We start from the raw sequence: 18,649 nt of genomic DNA, 5'->3' as shown, positions 1-18,649 counted from the left end.
AAATGGAAGCGGACAGGCCAGTTCCTCACAAAGAACAGACTGCTGTAAGCAGGGCGCGCCGCTGGATGCGCTGGCTGCCAGGACTGACGGTGCTCAAGACGTACCGGCTGAGCTGGTTGCCGAACGATCTGACGGCGGGACTGGTACTGACCACGATGCTGGTGCCGGTTGGGATCGCTTACGCGGAGGCATCCGGCGTCCCTGGCGTGTACGGCCTCTACGCGACGATCGTTCCGCTGTTGGCGTATGCGCTGTTCGGTCCGAGCCGGATTCTCGTGCTCGGTCCCGACTCCGCGCTCGCCGCTCCGATTCTGGCGGTCGTCGTGCAAATCGCTGCGGGCGACCCGTCGCGCGCGATTGCGGTGGCCAGCATGATGGCGATCGTGTCCGGCCTGTTCTGTATCGTGATGGGCTTGCTGCGGCTGGGATTCATCACTGAATTGTTGTCGAAACCCATTCGATACGGCTATATGAACGGCATTGCGCTCGCCGTGCTGATCAGTCAGCTGCCCAAACTGTTTGCCATCTCAATCGAAGAGCGCGGGCCATTGCGGGACATCGTGAGCCTCGTGCAGGCCATCGCCGATGGCAAATCCAACTGGTATAGCTTCGCGGTGGGCGCTGGAAGCCTCGTGCTGATCCTGTTTCTCAAGCGCTTCGAAAAGCTGCCGGGCATCCTGATCGCCGTGATCGTTGCGACGTTGTGCGTAACCGCATTGCACCTCGATAGCATTGGTGTGAAAGTGCTCGGCAAGATTCCTCAAGGCCTGCCGACCTTTGCGCTGCCGTGGGTCACCGATGCCGATCTGGTCAAGATTCTGCTCGGCGGCTGCGCGGTCGCACTGATCTCGTTCGCGGATACCAGCGTGCTGTCGCGAACTTTCGCGGCACGTTTTCGCAGCCGCGTCGACCCCAATCAGGAGATGGTCGGGCTCGGCGCGGCCAATCTTGCGGCCGGGCTGTTCCACGGCTTCCCGATCAGCAGCAGTTCGTCGCGCACGCCGGTCGCCGAGGCGGCGGGTGCGAAGACGCAACTGACGGGCGTCGTCGGCGCGCTGGCGGTCGCGGCGCTGCTGATGGCCGCGCCCAATCTGATGCGCTACCTGCCCAACAGTGCGCTCGCCGCGGTCGTCATCGCGGCGGCGATCGGTCTGTTCGAGATCACGGACCTGAAGCGGATTTTCCGCATCCAGCAATGGGAGTTCTGGCTGTCGATGGCCTGCTTTGCCGGCGTCGCGGTGTTCGGTGCGATTCCCGGCATCTGCTTCGCGGTGGTGATCGCGGTCATCGAATTTCTGTGGGACGGCTGGCGACCGCACTACGCGGTGCTCGGTCGCGTCGAAGGTTTGCGCGGCTATCACGACTTGCAGCGCTATCCGCATGCCCAGCGAATCCCCGGGCTCGTGCTGTTTCGCTGGGATGCACCGCTGTTCTTTGCGAATGCCGAGCAGTTTCAGGAGCGCCTGCTGGAAGCCGTCGCCGAATCGCCGGCACCGGTGCGGCGTGTGGTGGTGGCGGCCGAACCGGTGACGAGCGTGGACGTCACCTCCGCCGACATGCTGCGGGAACTGACGCGCACGCTCGACGAGCGCGGGATTGCGCTGCACTTTGCAGAGGTGAAGGATCCGGTTCGCGACAAGCTCAGACGCTTCGAGCTGACCGATCTGATTGGCGATGCGTGCTTTCATCCGACGGTGAACAGTGCGGTTGATAGCTATGTCGAGGGGGTTGGGAAGGAATAGTATCTGGACCTGGAGCTGGATCACCGGAGAGCCGGCATGCGCCTGCCGTCCGCTTCTAAAACGCCTGCGAAAACGGTTTGGGACCGCGCCAGTTCACGTCCGCGGCATACCGTGATCCTGTGTTTCGGCGTGGTATTCGTTGTCACGTTGATTCTTGCTGTACACCAATATTTTCTCGTGCGTGCCCGGGAGCTCGATAACCGTTCGCATCGGCTCGAGATTCAGGCCAGGGTTCTCGATGTCGCGGTCCGCAATAACAGGCAGCACTTGCAGTTTCTTCGCGAGAGTGCCGAGCGGCTCCTTGCGGACCGGACAGCACAGCTCGATCGAACACCGGATGCCTCGCTCCAGGCGGTACTCCGGGCGCAGGACGAGCGCGTCTGGACTCTTCAAGTCCGCGATATCGACGCCCCCATTCGGGGTATCGGCACACAGCAGCTCGCGGTGACTCCTGGTTTGCACCGTGACGAGCCCACATTTGTCGAGGACCTGCGGCTCGCCCAATTGATGAGCCGGCTGTTTGCCGTGCAATTCCAGATGGGCACGGGTCTCGAACGCGCGGTATATGTCTCGCCGACCGGTATCGTGGTCGCTCACCCAACCATTGACGACGACGAGGTAGTCCGGCTGTTGCAAATGTACGGCAGCTCGCGCCTGTTACAGCTGGCCAACCAGAACCCGCTCGACTATGACGTCACGTTCGATCCGGTTCGCGGGCGCAAGAACCCGGCAGGACCTCGCCTGCTGTTTGGGACAGCGGTGATGAGTAACGACGTGGTTCGCGGCCTCATATTCTTCGTGGTCCCGCAACGCATCGTTCAGGACTATCTGTGGAACAACACCACAGCGGATGAAACTCACGCTCTGATAGACCCGAGCGGGATGCCAATTGCAACGAGCGGAAGTACTTTCTCGGTCAATGATGAGAATTGGCTGAAGACTCTGCCGGCGCAGTGGAACACGCTCTCTGCTTCCACGCTGTTTCGGACACCCAGCGGAACGTTGAGTGCGGGACAGGACTTCCTGCTCTTCAGAAAGCTGGATACGGCGGATCTCGTATTGACCGATTACGTATCCGCTGCGACCGTATTCTTCTCGGTCGTTCGCTTGAGCAGCGCGCTGTTTGCCGGGGTGTGGATACTGATGGCATTGCTTCTCTGGGCCACTCTGTTTGTCGTCGACCAGCTTCTTTCCACGCAGATGGCACTCAACGGGCGGCTGCGGGAATTGTCGCTCGCGGACCCCCTGACCGGTCTCGCGAACCGCCGCCGTTTGAATGAGGAATTCGACGCACTTTCACGGCGCAACGACGAGCGCCGCATCGCGCTGCTGATGATCGATATCGACCATTTCAAGGTGATCAACGACAACTGGGGACACGCTGCCGGAGACGAGGCCCTGAAGCACCTGGCCAACGTGGTCAGGATTGCCGTGCGCCCGGGGGATCTGATGGCACGTCTGGGTGGCGAGGAGTTCTGTGTGCTGCTGCCCGATACGACCGCGGACGACGCGGCCCGAATTGCGGAGCGCGTGCGCGAGGCCGTCGCCCGCAACGCCTGCGTCCTTCAGGAGACGCAATTAACCCGCACCGCGCCGGGCCGTGAGATATGGTTCACGATATCGATCGGGGTGGCGGAGAGTGTTTCGGATAACTGCTTTGACCTCGAGGGGTTGATTGCGGTCGCGGACCAGCGACTGTACGCCGCGAAGGCGGGTGGGCGAAACAGGGTGGTGGCAAGCGAGTCCATGCAAAGCTGAAAATGCGGATGTCGTCTCTGTACATGCGGCGCTTTGCCACCTGCTGTTCACGACGGGCTCTATTCACGGTGTTGCCGTTTCAATGCGGAATAGTCACGACTGAGGAGAACGTCCATCAGGACCGGCGTTTGGGGTTCGTCCGGTGCCGGATCGTTCGGGTCGGGGTCGCCGAAAGCAAATTCGACATCCACCGGAAACCGGCTCGTTGGCAGATTCGAAGCACGATAGCGATAGCCATGCAGCCGAATCTGCGGTGGCGTCGTTCCCATATCGTTGCCGGGTCGCCGCTCGCCGTTGCCGTCGATCCAGTAGCCGATATCGACCTGGAGGAGGTCTTCCAGCGTCGAACGGTTAATGTCTGTCAACAGTGGACTGAAACGGATCGTGAAGTGCGTCGCGACTTGCTTGCCCTTCGTGCGGTCGGCGGAGGGGGCGGACGGATCGGGTACCACAAATAGAATGATTTGCGTCCGCGGAAATGCCGGATTGACGAAGGAGTACTCCATACCACCTACACGACCGCGCAGTGGGTGCGCCGCAAGAATGCGGCCGAATATCGTGTGCGCGGGATCGAAGGGCTGGTCGTCCCGCAGGATCGCCATTGCCGTGGTCAATATCCTGAATGCCATGTCGCGCTGGGCGTCGGTCACAGTCGGTCTCATCTCAACTCCTGGCCCCGACTGTCCTGAGGGCGTCGACGTACTGAGCTGTGCATGTACCGGGATTGCGAACGAGAGGATCACCAGGATTCTGCCAGTAGGCCTGAACCACTTCCGCGCAGGCGTAGGCATCTTCTTCATGAAGTTGGCTCCTATAGCCGGTTTCGAATTGCGCCATTTTTCGTGCTGTTTCAGCAGAGAGGTTCAGCAGGTCACACACTTTCCTTTCGGCAAGCGGGAGATCTCGCCTGATATGCTCCCAGCCGTGCTTGTCGTGCAGGTAAGAAATCAGCCAGTAGTAGTGGAATACAAGCATCCTGTGCAGACCGATGTGAACGCGATGATCGTCTGGTAGCGGCGTGTTTCCAGCCGCTGTATAGGCTTCTTTCAGCATCGTCGACCAATACAACGTCTGGACATTCGGCAGATCCCTGTAGTCTTCTGGAAAGTGTTGAAGCAAAGAAAACATCCAGAAGTACTGCTGGCAGTGGCGAGACTCGTGATACAGCGTGTCGGCAAATGCCTTGAGACGGTTATCTAGCGAGGCCGGCTGGTCCTTGAGTTCGACGATGTGCGCGATCTCGCTCTCGTTGACGGCGATAACCCAGTACTTCCCGATGAACGCGGCGCTGACATCCTGTCGCAGGTTGTACTGCTTTGCCCGCTCTGGATCGACGATCACAACCAGTGGCATCGCACCGTTATTTTCCGGGCTGGCGGCATAGCCTCGTGGCAATCCAAAGGGCCCGTCACCAAGCGCGATTTCCAATTGCGGCGTGACCGCGTTTTGAATCGTCTCTATCGAACTGGAAGTCAACGGCCACGTCACCCCGGCCCAATCGATTCCCTGCAACGCCGTCTTGATCGCAGCCGTATAAGCCTTGGTCACCGGATATTCAACATCCTTGCGCATCGACATACCGGCCGGCGCATCAGCCTCGGTCGCACCGTTGATGAAGTGATGAAAGCGCAGACCGAAGTTCATCGGATCGCACGAAACGAATTCGGGCGGCTTGTCTTCCGTCGTCGCGCTTTGATTGGGAGAGGCCACGGCCTTTCCTGCGACCCTGGCGGTGCGTTTCTCGGCGTTGGGCACTGCGCCCGCAAACGGCTCGTTCGTCTCCCTGATCACCGCGCCTCTGCTCACCGCAATAACCTTGTCCGGTTCACTCGCGGCGAACAGTTCAACCGTCGCGAATGCAAGAAGATTGCTCGTGACGAGACTCGTTTCTCCAAGCGCATTGGTCACGCCCTGAATCACCTGACCATCGTCGAGCGTGATCCGGTACGGCTGGTTCGGCAGTGCAAAGCCCGTATCGTGTTCGATCAGAACGTGATGCGCGGCCAGCTTGCCCGGCTTTCCCGGCGTTACCGGCACATTGACAGGCCGCGCCGCTGGCCTGTCAGTTTGATGACCACGCGCATGGACCCGATGCTCTCCATCCGTATAGACCCTGTACCCTTCCGAATTGATCACCACCTTCGTGCTTCCCGCATGGAGCACGATCTCTTTGCTGGCCATCAGATTGATCGAATCGGTTCTACTGATGATGCTGACGACCCGCTGCGCGATGACCTCGACATCATCGCTCTGCGCGTCGATTCGCACCTTGCCTGACGCGGCCTTGAGCCTGATGCCGAGATTCTGCGTGAACACCCGCACGCCGTTGATTGCCGACGCCAGCAGCGATTTCGCCGCCGCCATGCTGACGTGTCCGCCCGCTGTGAGCGCGATGTGTTCGATACTCGCCACGTGCGTGCTTTGCGCTGCGGTGAGACCGATCCCCGCCGCGCTGGCCAGCACCATGTCGGGTGCGCTCAGTTGCGGGAAGGGAAGGTCCGCACGCGCCGCGACGCCGCGTATCGCCTCGTTCTGCGCCGTGATGGCCCGCGATACGTCGCTTTGACTGGTCTGTTGCTCCTGTGCCTCATACTGCCGCGCGAGACCCGCGAGGTTCTCGTGGATACCGCGCGCCTGCGTGAGGCGCGCCACGGTCTCGCCGAGATCCTTTGCCGGCGCGGTCGCGCCGCGACGCGCCTCCGTGGTGATCAGCATGCCTCTGTTGGCGCGCGCGACACCCCATGCGTCGGTGGCCAGTTCCCAGCCTTCGCCGCGTGCCTGCTGTCGGCCGGCCTCGCGCACGACCTGCGTGTTGTAGCCCAGCACGAGGCGCGAGCGTGCGTGATCGCTGGCGAGCTGTGCCTGGAGTTGGCCCGGCGTGTCATCCAGTACGACGTGATTGGTCTGGCCGTCGCAGCCACCTTTGAGCTCACTGCTCAAGACGCCTGAAAGTGCCTGGTTATCCGGTAGCTTCCAGGGCGGCTGGTTCCAGCCATTGATCATCCGGCCCGATACGTACGGCTTGTCCGGGTCCTCTTCGTGGTAGCTGACCATGACCTCCTGACCGACACGCGGCGGATAGATCGCGCCGAAGCCATTGCCTTGCCAGGGCGACGACACGCGCACCCAGCAACTGGCGCTCTCGTTTTTCGGGCCAAGCCGGTCCCACACGAAACGCACCTTGGCGCGCGCGTATCCATCGACCCAGATCGGCTGATGCTCGGGCCCAACCACGATCGCCGTTTCCGCCGTGCAGCGCGGCTTTTTCTTCGGGCGGTTTCTGAAGAATGTATTGGCAGGCTGAAGCACGAAGCTGGTCACGCACTGGCGCAACGCGTCGTTCGTGTCGTTACCGGACGGCTGTGTGTTCTGCGGCGCGTTGCGCATGTCGAGTGTGGTCGATACCGCCAGGTACTCGGCGTTGATGTCGCATTGCGGATGGTTGTCGAGCCAGAATGTTTTCCCGGTTGTCAGGCCGCGCAGATTCCCTCGGCCCTTCAGACGCAGCCGGTGGCAGCGCATTGCATCGACGCGCACGCTCGCGAGGTGTTCGGCTTCATTGCGGAAGTTGTTTCGCCTACCCGACAATCCCGTCGCGCCGGCGAGCGGTTGCGAGTAGTCGCCCCAGCCGTGTTGCTCGATGTTGTCGAAGGCCCGTTCGCTGAAGCTCTCGTACTCGCCCTCGAAGTGCATGCCGGGGCGCGTGTAGTCGTAGTCGATCAGACTGACCTTGCCCGTCGTGATCTGACGCGAGACCTCGAGCCTGTGAATGTGTTCTTCGTCGACGTGCCGGCTGTCAGGCGCGTGATAGCGGATAGTGTCGTAGCCGTTGTCGTGCTGTTTGTGCGAGCCGGGCGAATCGCACAGTACCAGCGTCATTCCGTCGAACAGATAGTAGATTCCCCATTCTCTCCAGATCCGCGTGAGGAATTCGAAATCGGATTCCCACATCTGCCGGACATGGTCCCGCTTTGGGTAGCCTTCGCACAGACCGGTCGCGCCCAACTCCATCACCACCGGAAAGTGATAACGCTCCTTGAGTATCCGGTCGGTGATGTCCACCACGCTCGCGTCCTGAAAGATCCTGCTTTCGCGGTTCTTCGTGGCCAGCCACAGCCAGGGCCGCACGACGAAGCGGTAATGGGCGCGCCGGTCGTCGGTGCCGGTCTGTTTCATGCCTGTGACGAGGCCCGAAATCGTGCGGCGGCCCGCGCCCACGTGTGCCACGTCACCGGATTCCAACTCCTGTTGACCGAACAATCCGTTCCCGTCGAACGCGATCGAAATGTCGATGACTTTGCCAATCAGGTTGTCGGGTACGACCAGTTCCTGTGCTTGCCACAATCCGAGCGTCGGACTGTCGATCGTCGCCACATCGAGCGTGTATCGATAGAGCTTGCCCAGGGATTCGGTGCCGCGCAGGCGGAGCGGAGCCAGCAAAGGCTCATTGCCCCATGTGGGTAGCGCGTCACTGGAAAGACCTAGCGTGCGGTCCTGCGCGGGTTCGACCATGCGTGCAAGGAGCTCGGTGTTTCGTGGCAATCGGGAAGCGATCATGAAGCGATCAGGATCGCGCCGCAGCCCGTCCTGTCGCCGGCATGGCTGACCCGCTTGCCGTTGTGGGTTCGCTGGCCGGTCGCGATGATCGGATAGACACCGCCACACCTCGGACATTCGACGCCGTGTCCATCGAGTGCAACCGGGATGCCCATGTGCATGAGGTCTGTCGCGGCCTCGATGACCGTGCCGTCGTGCGTCGTCTTGTCTGCGAGCCGGATCATCGGCTGGCCGTTGCCGTTCTTCATCGGTCATCCCCTGTTATGTGCGAACGACAGTATCGGGAGCGGGGCAACCAGAAGCATTCGGAATTGGATGAATTTTTAGCCTATGTAGGCAATTTGTTTGATTTGTCGGGCGAACGGGATCTCACAGCTTCCAGAAGAGAAGTCGAGGCGGACTGAGGTCTGTGGGGACTTCGTGATTTCGCATCGATTGATGCAGCCGGAGCGGCCACCACGCCGCACGGCTGCATTCTTCGGCACGCGCCGTCCATAGACGACGCGCCCTTCGCTTAGAAGAACCCCAGCGCCTCCGCCTGATAGCTGACCAGCAGACACTTCGTCTGCTGATAGTTCGACAACGCCATCTTGTGTGTTTCGCGCCCGATCCCCGACTGCTTGTAGCCACCGAAGGCCGCATGCGCCGGATACAGGTGATAGCAGTTGGTCCACACGCGTCCCGCCTCGATCTCGCGTCCCATCTTGTAAGCGCGGGCACCGTCGCGAGTCCACACGCCCGCGCCCAGGCCATAGTACGTGTCGTTCGCGAGTTCGATCGCTTGCTGTTCGTCCTTGAACGTCATCACCGAGGCGACCGGCCCGAAGATCTCCTCCTGGAACACACGCATATCGTTGTTGCCGAACAGCATCGTCGGCTTCACGTAGAAACCCTCGCCGAGGCCGACGCCAGGGGTTGCGCGCTCGCCGCCGACGAGGCACTGCGCCCCTTCGTCGCGGCCGATGTCGATATACGACAGGATCTTGTCGAGCTGCTGCTGCGATGCCTGCGCACCGATCATCGTTTCGAGGTTCAGCGGATGGCCAGCCTTGATGCGTTCCACCCGGGCGATCGCCTTCTCGATGAAGCGCTCGTAAATCGACTCCTGAACCAGCACGCGCGACGGGCACGTGCACACTTCGCCCTGATTCAGCGCGAACATCGCGAGACCTTCGAGCGCCTTGTCGAGGAACGCGTCGTCGCGATCGAGCACGTCGGCGAAGAAGATGTTCGGGCTCTTGCCGCCGAGTTCGACCGTCGACGGGATCAGGTTGTCCGCGGCTGCGTGCAGGATGCGCTTGCCGACCGGCGTCGAGCCGGTGAACGCGATCTTCGCGATGCGCTTGCTGGTGGCGAGCGCTTCGCCCGCTTCCTTGCCGAAGCCGTTGACGATGTTGATGACCCCGGCGGGGAACAGGTCGCCGATCAGTTCGATCAGCACGAGTATCGAAGCCGGCGTCTGCTCGGCCGGCTTCATCACGACGCAGCAGCCGGCCGCGAGCGCGGGCGCGAGCTTCCATGCGGCCATCAGCAGCGGAAAATTCCACGGGATGATCTGACCGACCACCCCAGCCGGCTCGTGAAAGTGATAAGCGACCGTGTTGTCGTCGATCTCCGAGATGCCGCCTTCCTGCGCGCGGATGCAGCCCGCGAAATAGCGGAAATGATCGACGGCGAGCGGCAGGTCCGCGGCCATCGTTTCGCGCAGCGGCTTGCCGTTGTCGATCGTCTCGGCGACCGCTAGCAGCTTCAGGTTCTTCTCCATGCGCTCGGCCACCGCCAGCAACTGGTTCGCGCGCTCTGTCACCGAGGTCTTCGCCCATTTGCGGCGCGCTGCGTGCGCGGCGTCGATGGCGAGGTCGATATCGCCAGCGCTCGAGCGAGGCACGCGACAAAACGGCTGCCCGTTGATCGGCGACACGTTGTCGAAATAGTCGCCGCCGACCGGCGGTACCCACTTGCCGCCGATGTAGTTTTCGTAACGCTGGCGATAGGGATACTCGATGTCGATGCCGAGGGCTTTCAGGTCAAATGGATTCATCACTTGTCTCCGTTTTGTGATGGTGATCGGGTGACTGCGCGGGACTACATCAGGCACGAACCGTACCAATGCATCGAAGTAGGCTATTTCAGGGATTGCGGTGAGCTGGATGGCGGAAGTGTTCCGTTTCGGAACGGTTGCGCGGGCAGCGGGTGTTCAGAAACGCCGCAGATTCGGCCGACGCTGACGCAGATCAAGGATGCGGGCCCGCGCGGGGTCGCCGCGCGCGTCGGGCGGACTGGCAAAGGGAGTATTCTGTTGACACGCATCAAAGCGTCCGGCACGACCCGGGCGCATTCAGGAGGAGACAATGCGCGACGACGTTCATCCGCTCGGCGTGGCGGCGGCTAACCGCTCCAAAGGTTGGCCCGCACCGGCGATCCAGAAAGCCCACGAACGCTCCGAGACGTTCGGCCTGCGCGCATCGATCCGGCCGGATTACGACATCCTGTCCGACATGGGACTCGCGCTGAAGCGCGAACAGAACCAGGTGCTGTGCGCGCATGCGATGCCGGTCATGGAGACGCTGCGCGAGCAGATCGTCAACACGCAAAGCATGATCGTGCTGACCAACGCCGAAGGGTTGATCCTGCATTCGATCGGCGACGACGACTTTCTGTATCGCGCGGAAAAAGTGGCGCTGCGGCCTGGCGCGAACTGGGCCGAGGATCGTCAGGGGACCAACGCGATCGGTACCTCGCTGGCCGAGGGATGTGCGATGGTCGTTCATGGGGACCAGCACTATCTGGCGGCTAACCGCTTCCTGACCTGCTCGAGTGTGCCGATTCTCGATCCGTACGGCGATCTGATCGGCGTGCTCGACGTGACGGGCGACCACCGCAGCTATCACCAGCACACGACGGCACTCGCGAAGATGTCGGTGCAGATGATCGAAAACCATCTGTTCTCGACTGCGTTTCGCGACGTGCTGCAAGTATCTTTCCACGGACGGCCGGAATTTCTCGGCACGCTGATGGAAGGGATCATTGCGTTTACCGATGATGGGCGCTTTCTGTCCGCGAATCGAAGTGCGCAGTTTCAGTTGGGCTTGTCGCTCGCTGCGTTGCGCGCGCATACGCTGTCGTCGCTATTTCAGATCTCGTATGCGCAATTGATCGACCGGTTGACGCATGGCGTCGCGCCGCATCTGATGCTGAATTTGCACAATGGTGCGGTGGTTTGCGCGCGCGGGCAGTTCAGGCGGGCGTCGTTTGGGCTGGGGCATGGGGCGGTGGATGTGCAAGGTGTCGCCGCACCGCGACCGGTATGCGCAAACGCGCGTCAGCCGGCTGCGGGACTGTCGCGGCTCGGCGATCTCGATACCGGCGATGCTCGTGTGTCCGCACTGATCGCGAAGGTTCGCAAGGTGCTCGGCAAGGATATTCCGATTCTGATCACCGGCGAGACCGGTACCGGCAAGGAGTTGCTCGCGCAGGCGATTCATAACGATTCGCCGCGAGGTGAGGGGCCGTTTGTTGCGGTCAACTGTGCTTCGATTCCGGACTCGCTGATCGAATCTGAGCTATTCGGGTATGAAGAGGGTGCGTTTACCGGCGCGCGGCGTAAAGGGGCGATCGGCAAGCTGATGCAGGCGAACGGAGGCACGCTGTTTCTCGATGAGATCGGGGATATGCCGTATTCGTTGCAGGTGCGGTTGCTGCGTGTTTTGCAGGAGCGGGTTGTGACGCCGCTTGGGGCGACGCGGGCGGTTCCTGTCGATGTCTCCATTATTTGCGCGACCCACCGCAACTTGCGCGAGATGATCGCGCAGAACCAGTTTCGTGAGGATCTTTACTATCGGATCAACGGGCTTGCGGTTCGGTTGCCGGCGTTGCGTGAGCGGAGCGATCTCGCGGTCGTCGTTCAAAAGATGTTGCAGTGGGAATCAGTCGAAAGCGGGGGGCGGCAGGCGCTCAGCGTTGCGGCTGATGTGATGGCGGTGTTCGGGCGACATGCGTGGCCGGGTAACTGTCGGCAACTGGCTAATCTGCTGCGGACCGCGGCGGCGATGGTGGAGGAGGATGGGGTGATTCGGTGGGAGCATTTGCCGGATGATTTTTTGGATGATGTGGGGCGCGCGGGTTGCGGCGATGGCGAGGTTGGACAGGGGGACTCTGCTGCGTCGGCCGCTCCGAGCTCTTCAGCCATTTCGGCCGGTTCGGCTGCGGATGCCCCTGCTGCTGGCGATGCGTCGCTGCCCGACGGTGCTCGGCTGCAGGATGTTGCCACCTCTGTGGTTGCGATGACGCTGGCGCGCCACGGCGGAAACGTGTCTGCTGCGGCGCGTGCGCTCGGGGTCTCGCGGAACACGATCTATCGCAGGATGCCGGCTGTGCAGCCGGGGCGGGTGGCGGAAAAGGATTGACGCGGGAGTTTTCGCAGGACCAATCGATAATGGCCGCGGTGACCGGCCAGTTTTCCCTATGAGTCGAGTCACATGGGTGACGAAGGCTGCGGCGCCCGATGGCCGCCCGCCCGCCGCGCGCGCCGCGTGATGATCATGGACGTAGCCCCCATTACTTCACGAGCTCCCGCAGACTGTCGACGACCTCCGGGTTAGCCAGCGTGGATACGTCTCCGGGGTCTTGATGGTTTGAAAGTGCTGCGAGCACGCGCCGCATGATCTTGCCCGACCGGGTCTTGGGCATGTCCGGAACAATGACCACCCGGTGCGGCTTCGCGATGGCTCCGATCCGATCGACCACCGAGTCTGTGACCCGCTTTGCAAGCTCCTCCGAAGCTTCCACTCCGGGCTTTAACGAAACATACAGTTCGGGCACTCTGCCCTTGATCTCGTCGGCGACCGGCACGACAGCCGCTTCGACGACTTCGGGGACAAGCAGGGCGGCTGACTCGATTTCTTTGGTACCGAGGCGATGGCCGGCGACGTTGATCACGTCGTCGATGCGACCGAGAATCCGGAAGTAGCCGTCCGCAGCGTCGACAGCACCGTCTCCCGCCATGTAGGGCCAGTCGCGCCAGTCCTTGCTCTTGGGATCCCGGCAGTAGCGGGCATAGTACGTTTTCACGTAGCGCTCCGGGGCTCTCCAGATGGTCTGAAACGCGCCGGGCCACGGATTGAGAATACAGATGTTGCCCGCCTTGCCGGAACCGCTTGCAAGTTCATTACCGGCGTCGTCGTAAATCACCGGATGAATGCCAGGTATTCCCGGACCGGCACTGCCGGGCTTCATCTTGTGCAACGCCGGCACCGTGCTGCAAAGGAAGCCGCCCGTTTCAGTTTGCCACCACGTGTCGACAATGACGGCCTCCCCCTTCCCGACAGACCGGTGATACCACTTCCAGACTTCGGGCTCGATGGGTTCGCCCACGGTCGTCATGTGCTTGAAGTGATAGCTGTACTTCGCGGGTTCGTCCGGTCCGCTGCGCCGCAGTGCGCGGATCGCAGTCGGCGACGTGTGGAAGATATTGACGCCGAGGTTTTCGGCAATTCGCCAAGGTCGCCCGGCATCGGGGTAGACGGGCACGCCTTCGTACACGACCGACGAGGCCGCGAGCGCGAGCGGGCCGTAGACAATGTAGGAGTGACCGGTAATCCAGCCGATGTCGGCCATGCACCAATACACGTCCTCGGGGTGGATGTCCTGGATGTATTTCGATGTCCAGGCGACGTAGGCGAGGTAGCCTCCAATGGAATGCTGGCACCCCTTGGGGCGGCCCGTGGTACCGCTCGAATACATGAGGAATAGCGGTGCCTCAGCGGGCATCTGCACGGGCTCGACACGTTTGCCGCGGAACGCCTTGAGGGCGTCGTTGACGATGACATCGCGTTCTTCCACGAGCTGCGTCGGACTCGAATACTTGCCCGGATACCGCTGCCAGATCAGAACCTTCTCGGCCTGATGACCCTTCCCGGCAGCTTCGGCGAACGCGGTGTCGGCTTTTTCCTTGTGATCGATCAGCTTGCCGCCACGCCAGTAAGCGTCCATCGTAATCAGCAGACGGCTCTCGGAATCCAGGATGCGGTCGGCGCAGGCCGCGCCGCTGAAGCCGCTAAATACCTGCGAGTGAATCACCCCGAGCCGGGCGCAGGCGAGCATCGTGATGGGCAGCTCCGCCACCATAGGCATATGGAGAGTAACCCGGTCACCGGCTTTTAGACCGCAGAAGTCGCGTAGCATGGCCGCGAACTCGCTTATGCGGACATAAAGTTCCTGGTAGGTGACATGCTGGACCGTCTCGTCCTCGGGCTCTGGCACGAAATGGATCGCGGCCTTGTTCCGGTGGGCGGCGAGGTGACGATCCACGCAGTTGTAGCAGGCATTGATCCGACCACCGACGAACCAGCGCCAGAACGGAGGATTGCTCGCGTCGAACATCGTGTCCCAGTACCTGTACCAGTCGAGAAGGTCCGCGAACTCCTTGAAGCACTCGGGGAATTTGTCGAGAGAGAAACGTGCGAACACTCCCGCGTCTGTCAGATTGGCTTGGGCGATGAACGAGGCGGGCGGCGGGAAATATTCTTCTTCAGGCCAGTGCACGGCGATTTGCGCCTCGGAAACCTCGGCCGCTTGTTGCTCTGCGGAAGCGCGGCGCGATGACTTGTCTCGTGACATGACAGTTCCTCCTTGCTTCTAGGTGCCCAGGGACACGAGGTGTCCCACGCTACCCGCGGCAGCGCGTCTTTTGACCTGTCTCATGGGTCTGGACACCAGGCGCGACAGTCCGTGCGCTGCATAACGAATTTAAGGCCAGGGCGGATGCAATGCCAAGCAACGTATTCCCTGTCAAAGAGCTGCATCCCGAGGGCCAATGGTGTTAGCGCGACGAGGAGCGTTGACTTGCTGGTCGGTCAACCCTGAACTAAATTTTCATTGGGGTTCATCAAACGGGAGAGGCGCCATGGATCTGCTCGTTGAACGTGTCGATGTATGGGCGGCCACAATCGAGGACAGGCCCGGCGGTCTCGCCGAAGTGTTAAGTGTCCTGCGAGATGCCGGAGCGAACCTGCAATTCATCATCTCCCGTCGAACTGCGGAAGCACCCGGGAAGGCAGTCGTGTTTCTCGCGCCGCTTCAGAACGACCGAGAAATTCGTGCCGCCTCGCAGGTGGGGTTCAACGTCCTCCCGAGTCTTCACCCGGTGCGGGTGATGGGCCCCGACCGGCCGGGCATCATTGCAGAGTTGACCCAAAAGTTGGCTACCGGGGGAATCAACCTTCGCGGCGTTTCGGCTGCCGCTATCGGCACACAGTTCGTTGCCTACCTGGCAATGGACGCGCTGGGCGACACGATTCGTGCAATGGAGATTTTGCAGCAGGCGTAGGACGTTGCGCCGCCGCGACAGCAACGGGTGCCGCAATGCCGTGTGCTCGGCATGGCCCACTTCTCAGACAAGACGAAGGCGACATGCTGCCGACGCCCCGAATTTGTTCACCGGCCCCGATATACCAGCACTGGTATCTTGCTGTGTGTTCGCACCTTTTGCGTTTCGTTGCCAAAAGGAGTGCTTGCGTGCCGCGCCGGCCGTGGGACGCGATCACAGCAACGCCCTGACACGTTTATGACGTCGTAAAGCCGGTCAGTGATCACATCCGCCGATAGCGCGAATTGTCAGGGGGTATTCGTTCGAACATCAGAGTTCCTCCATCGAACGGCGATTCATCGCCTCGTAACGAGTCCAGTCGGTCCACATTTCTCGACCCACTTAGCTGATACCGGAAAGACTCGATACTCAGACTTGGTCTCCGTCTCCATGGAGCACCGCAGGCCTGACTGGCCGGCGCGCTTGCTGCACGCCGGCCGACCCGCGCCGAGTGGCTAGGCCGCTTGCGGATGGGCTTGTGCCCAGTCGTGTGTCGGAAGCACGGTGTGTCCGAAGCTTTCGTTGATTACCATCGCCGCCGACGCATAGAACGCCAGTAGAGCGGTAATCAAGCCTACATAGCCGCCGGCCCGCGTGGCAAGGCCCATACCTGTCCATGCGCCGATCGCCAACAGCAGAAAAGTGACCCACAGCGAGAGAAACACCAGTTGCACAGACGTACTCGTGTGCAGCGAGCCGATCCACATGTAGAACGTGAAGACCCCCCACACAAACAGATACCAGCCGATGAAGGCCTCAGGCACGTTGGTGCCCAGGAACGCGGCAAACAGCGCAAAGGACCACCAGAAGGCGCCGTAACTGAGGAACGCCACTGTGCCTAGCGTATTGCCGCGTGGAAATTCGAGCACGCCCGCGATCATCTGCGCCGTGCCGCCGAAAGCGAACGCTAGCGCCAGCACGAGCCCCAAGGCATCCTTGTCGAACCAGCCGGCGTTCACCATGCTGAGCATCCATGTGGTGAATGCGAATCCAGCGAGCCCGAGCGGCGCCGGGTTGGCTAACTTACTGTTCATAAACCGCCTCCTTGGTGGTTAGCATCTGAGACATATCCGGAGACGATACGAATCCCTCGGTCGCCGCCGAACGCGACCGCGCCATGCTCGCTATCGATGGCCATCAGCGCAATATGCGTTCGGCCCAATTTGTGGCGCAGCCACGTGCAAGCCTGCGCGGTTGAACTTAAGTGTAGGATGCGTTGCGCCGCTCGCCGAATCGGATGGTACTGATCTGGCTGGAGGATGACCGCCAGATAGACGCAGCGTGTCGCTACCCGTATGAACGTGATCGAAAGCGGGTCAATGGCGTTCGAGCGTCGGTTGGGCACTCAAAGCGGCCTCTTGGCCGCACCCGTGCCACCCGGCCGGATCGGCCATGGGAGGGCCGGGAGTCAATGTGACTCCCGGAAGCCTTGAAGAAAGTGATGGGATTCGACTCGCTCACCGTCGCCCGTTTGGACTCACCTAACACCTGCTTGACCGGGAGTCTCGATTTCAATCGGATCAAGGTGGACGGCGGGTGCTCAGCGGTACCGGCAACGTTCTTGCGCGAACGCTGCCGATACAGGGATACGAAAGCATGATCCCGCGTGCACATCTCCCAGCGCGGGGGAGATGTGTCTAGCGCGCCGCGATCCCTTGTGCCCCCGGCGGTACGCCGGTGACTGAGCCAACTGGCTCGAGTGTTCCGTCTGGCATCACGCGAAAGCCACTTACAGCGCCGTTACCTTCACGAACGTAGAGGAATTTGCTGTGACCACTGAGCGCCATGTCAAGGGGAGCGCTGAGCGTGCCTGCAGTCGGATTGAGCAAGCGTACTGTACCGTCCGCCGCGATCCGCAGACTGCTGATCGAGTCGCTCCCGGCATTGGCCGTGTAGGCAAAACGTCCATCGCCCGTGGTGACAAGCCAGCAAGGGGCGCTCTGGCCCAAGGGAATTGCCGCACTGATGGAAGTCAGATGTTTGCTGTCCTCGACCTCATATGAGGAAACAGAACCAGACCCGGCCTCGGAGACGATCGCGTAACCCCGGGTCGTGATGGAAAACCCGAACGGCGTGACGCCGTTTGACGCATGGGGGGTTGGAGTCTTCGAGGCGTAGCCGGTGAAGCCGACATAATACGTGTCAATGAGTTGTGTGCCCTTTTCCGTCACCAGCAGTTCGTTGCCTTCCGGCGCAAACGTCACTTGCGCGGGCTGGGCGGAGTTTCCGCCGGCAAGTGGTCGTTGTGAGCCTGGTAATGGAACGAGACGCTTGCCAAACGCGTCGACGATAAAGCCATTGATGTTCGGTGTGCCTCCGGCATTAAGCACATACGCGATGGGCCCCTTGACTGTCACGCTGACGGGCATTTGACCACCCGATGGTTTTCTGTCGAGCAGCGTCAGTTTGCTGCCGTCGACCGCGAACAGCGAAACATCATTGCTGCCCGGATTCACGGCGAAGAGAAAGCCCGCTGCCAACGTTAGGGAACCCTGCGAGCCTAGTGGATCGGCTCCCGTGCCTGCTCCTTTACCGCCAGTTGAGTACGTGGCCTCGTAGTTCAGTATTCCGTTGGCAGCGCGCGAATAGACAAGAACCGAGTTCCCGGACGGCCGGTTTGACAGAACGTAAACCGCTCCTGGCGGATCGGCCTCCGAATCGGCTTGCGCAATGCTGATTGAAGCGAATCCTAACGCCGTCGCGAACGCGATGGTTCGCAATAGAAACGTTAAACGGCACGTGATAAATGACATGGCGTACTCCTTGCGTGGACGACGAGCGAACGGTGACGTCGGATGGACGAGTGGGCAGAGCAGGTAGCTGTACGTTACGTCCTTGATAAATTGGGCTACAGGCAGACCTGCAGGAGCGTTAGCCAGTTCGCGAGCTGTTTCATTACTTCACCCCTTGTCGCGTTGACTACACGGTGGTTAAGGAGGTCGAACAGGGAACATCGGGCAGCGGTGGATTGGTCGGGAGCGCGTCGCCCCCGGCAATGATGCTAACGCTGCGATACACTGACCGGTCTATGTGGGAAAAGACGGGTCGCGACTATTCGGCGTCGTACATCTCCGTTCGGCTTGACTGCGGCTCTCGCGGACCTGAGTCAAGGGCGGTTTTCGTTGGACGTACAGCCATTCGCCGCCCCTCGTTTGTATATAGTCCATCTGGGCCGCTTGACCATGAACATTTTTTGACGGGTGCTCCCGATGCCGTTAAATCCGGC

11 protein-coding genes are annotated in these 18,649 nt (G+C 61.1%); 4 read left to right on the top strand and 7 right to left on the bottom strand.

The genetic code is table 11. From position 1 onward, the window contains the following. The first annotated feature begins 2 nt into the window (after positions 1-2). Positions 3-1,742, top strand: coding sequence for a SulP family inorganic anion transporter (locus tag F6X37_RS27505; RefSeq protein WP_187613475.1), 1,740 nt, complete (start codon positions 3-5; stop codon positions 1,740-1,742). Positions 1,743-1,778: 36 nt separating this feature from the next. Beyond that, on the top strand, positions 1,779-3,500 hold the full coding sequence (locus F6X37_RS27500) for a diguanylate cyclase (RefSeq protein ID WP_187613474.1): 1,722 nt from the start codon (positions 1,779-1,781) through the stop codon (positions 3,498-3,500). Positions 3,501-3,559: 59 nt separating this feature from the next. Here F6X37_RS27500 and F6X37_RS27495 read toward each other — a convergent pair whose 3' ends face one another. The 4 genes from F6X37_RS27495 to F6X37_RS27480 form a co-directional block, all read right to left on the bottom strand. Next, positions 3,560-4,162 (bottom strand): hypothetical protein, encoded by a 603-nt coding sequence (locus F6X37_RS27495; protein ID WP_187613473.1) that lies wholly within the window; start codon positions 4,160-4,162, stop codon positions 3,560-3,562. Between the two features lies 1 nt (position 4,163). Beyond that, entirely contained in the window at positions 4,164-8,057 is a 3,894-nt protein-coding gene (locus tag F6X37_RS27490; RefSeq protein ID WP_262420042.1) for a type VI secretion system Vgr family protein, read from the bottom strand. After that, positions 8,054-8,305: a PAAR domain-containing protein gene (locus F6X37_RS27485; protein WP_090803518.1), complete on the bottom strand. Its 252-nt coding sequence runs from the start codon at positions 8,303-8,305 to the stop codon at positions 8,054-8,056. Before F6X37_RS27485 ends, F6X37_RS27490 begins: the two co-directional genes overlap by 4 nt. Positions 8,306-8,571: 266 nt before the next feature. After that, positions 8,572-10,098: an aldehyde dehydrogenase family protein gene (locus F6X37_RS27480; RefSeq protein WP_187613472.1), complete on the bottom strand. Its 1,527-nt coding sequence runs from the start codon at positions 10,096-10,098 to the stop codon at positions 8,572-8,574. Between the two features lie 310 nt (positions 10,099-10,408). On the opposite strand from F6X37_RS27480, the gene F6X37_RS27475 reads away from it, so the two are divergent. After that, complete coding sequence (locus tag F6X37_RS27475) at positions 10,409-12,463, top strand: sigma-54-dependent Fis family transcriptional regulator (RefSeq protein ID WP_187613471.1); 2,055 nt, start codon at positions 10,409-10,411, stop codon at positions 12,461-12,463. Positions 12,464-12,614: 151 nt separating this feature from the next. On the opposite strand, the gene acs is transcribed toward F6X37_RS27475, so the two are convergent. Beyond that, positions 12,615-14,675, bottom strand: coding sequence for an acetate--CoA ligase (gene acs / locus F6X37_RS27470; protein WP_187613470.1), 2,061 nt, complete (start codon positions 14,673-14,675; stop codon positions 12,615-12,617). Positions 14,676-14,961: 286 nt separating this feature from the next. Between acs and F6X37_RS27465 the strand changes: the two genes are divergently transcribed. After that, positions 14,962-15,384, top strand: a complete 423-nt coding sequence (locus F6X37_RS27465; protein ID WP_187613469.1) for an ACT domain-containing protein — start codon at positions 14,962-14,964, stop codon at positions 15,382-15,384. Between the two features lie 494 nt (positions 15,385-15,878). On the opposite strand, the gene F6X37_RS27460 is transcribed toward F6X37_RS27465, so the two are convergent. Beyond that, positions 15,879-16,457 carry an acetate uptake transporter gene (locus tag F6X37_RS27460; protein WP_090803527.1) on the bottom strand — a complete coding sequence of 193 codons (579 nt, stop codon included), beginning with the start codon at positions 16,455-16,457 and terminating at the stop codon, positions 15,879-15,881. Positions 16,458-17,060: 603 nt separating this feature from the next. After that, on the bottom strand, positions 17,061-18,176 hold the full coding sequence (locus tag F6X37_RS27455) for a lactonase family protein (protein WP_187613468.1): 1,116 nt from the start codon (positions 18,174-18,176) through the stop codon (positions 17,061-17,063). Between the last annotated feature and the right edge of the window lie 473 nt (positions 18,177-18,649).

It is taken from the genome of Paraburkholderia sp. 31.1 (assembly GCF_014397645.1).
In the GTDB taxonomy this organism is placed as follows: Bacteria; Pseudomonadota; Gammaproteobacteria; order Burkholderiales; family Burkholderiaceae; genus Paraburkholderia; species Paraburkholderia tuberum.
Note: the sequence above shows the minus strand (reverse complement) of the source record. Positions and strands in the feature narration are given on the sequence as shown.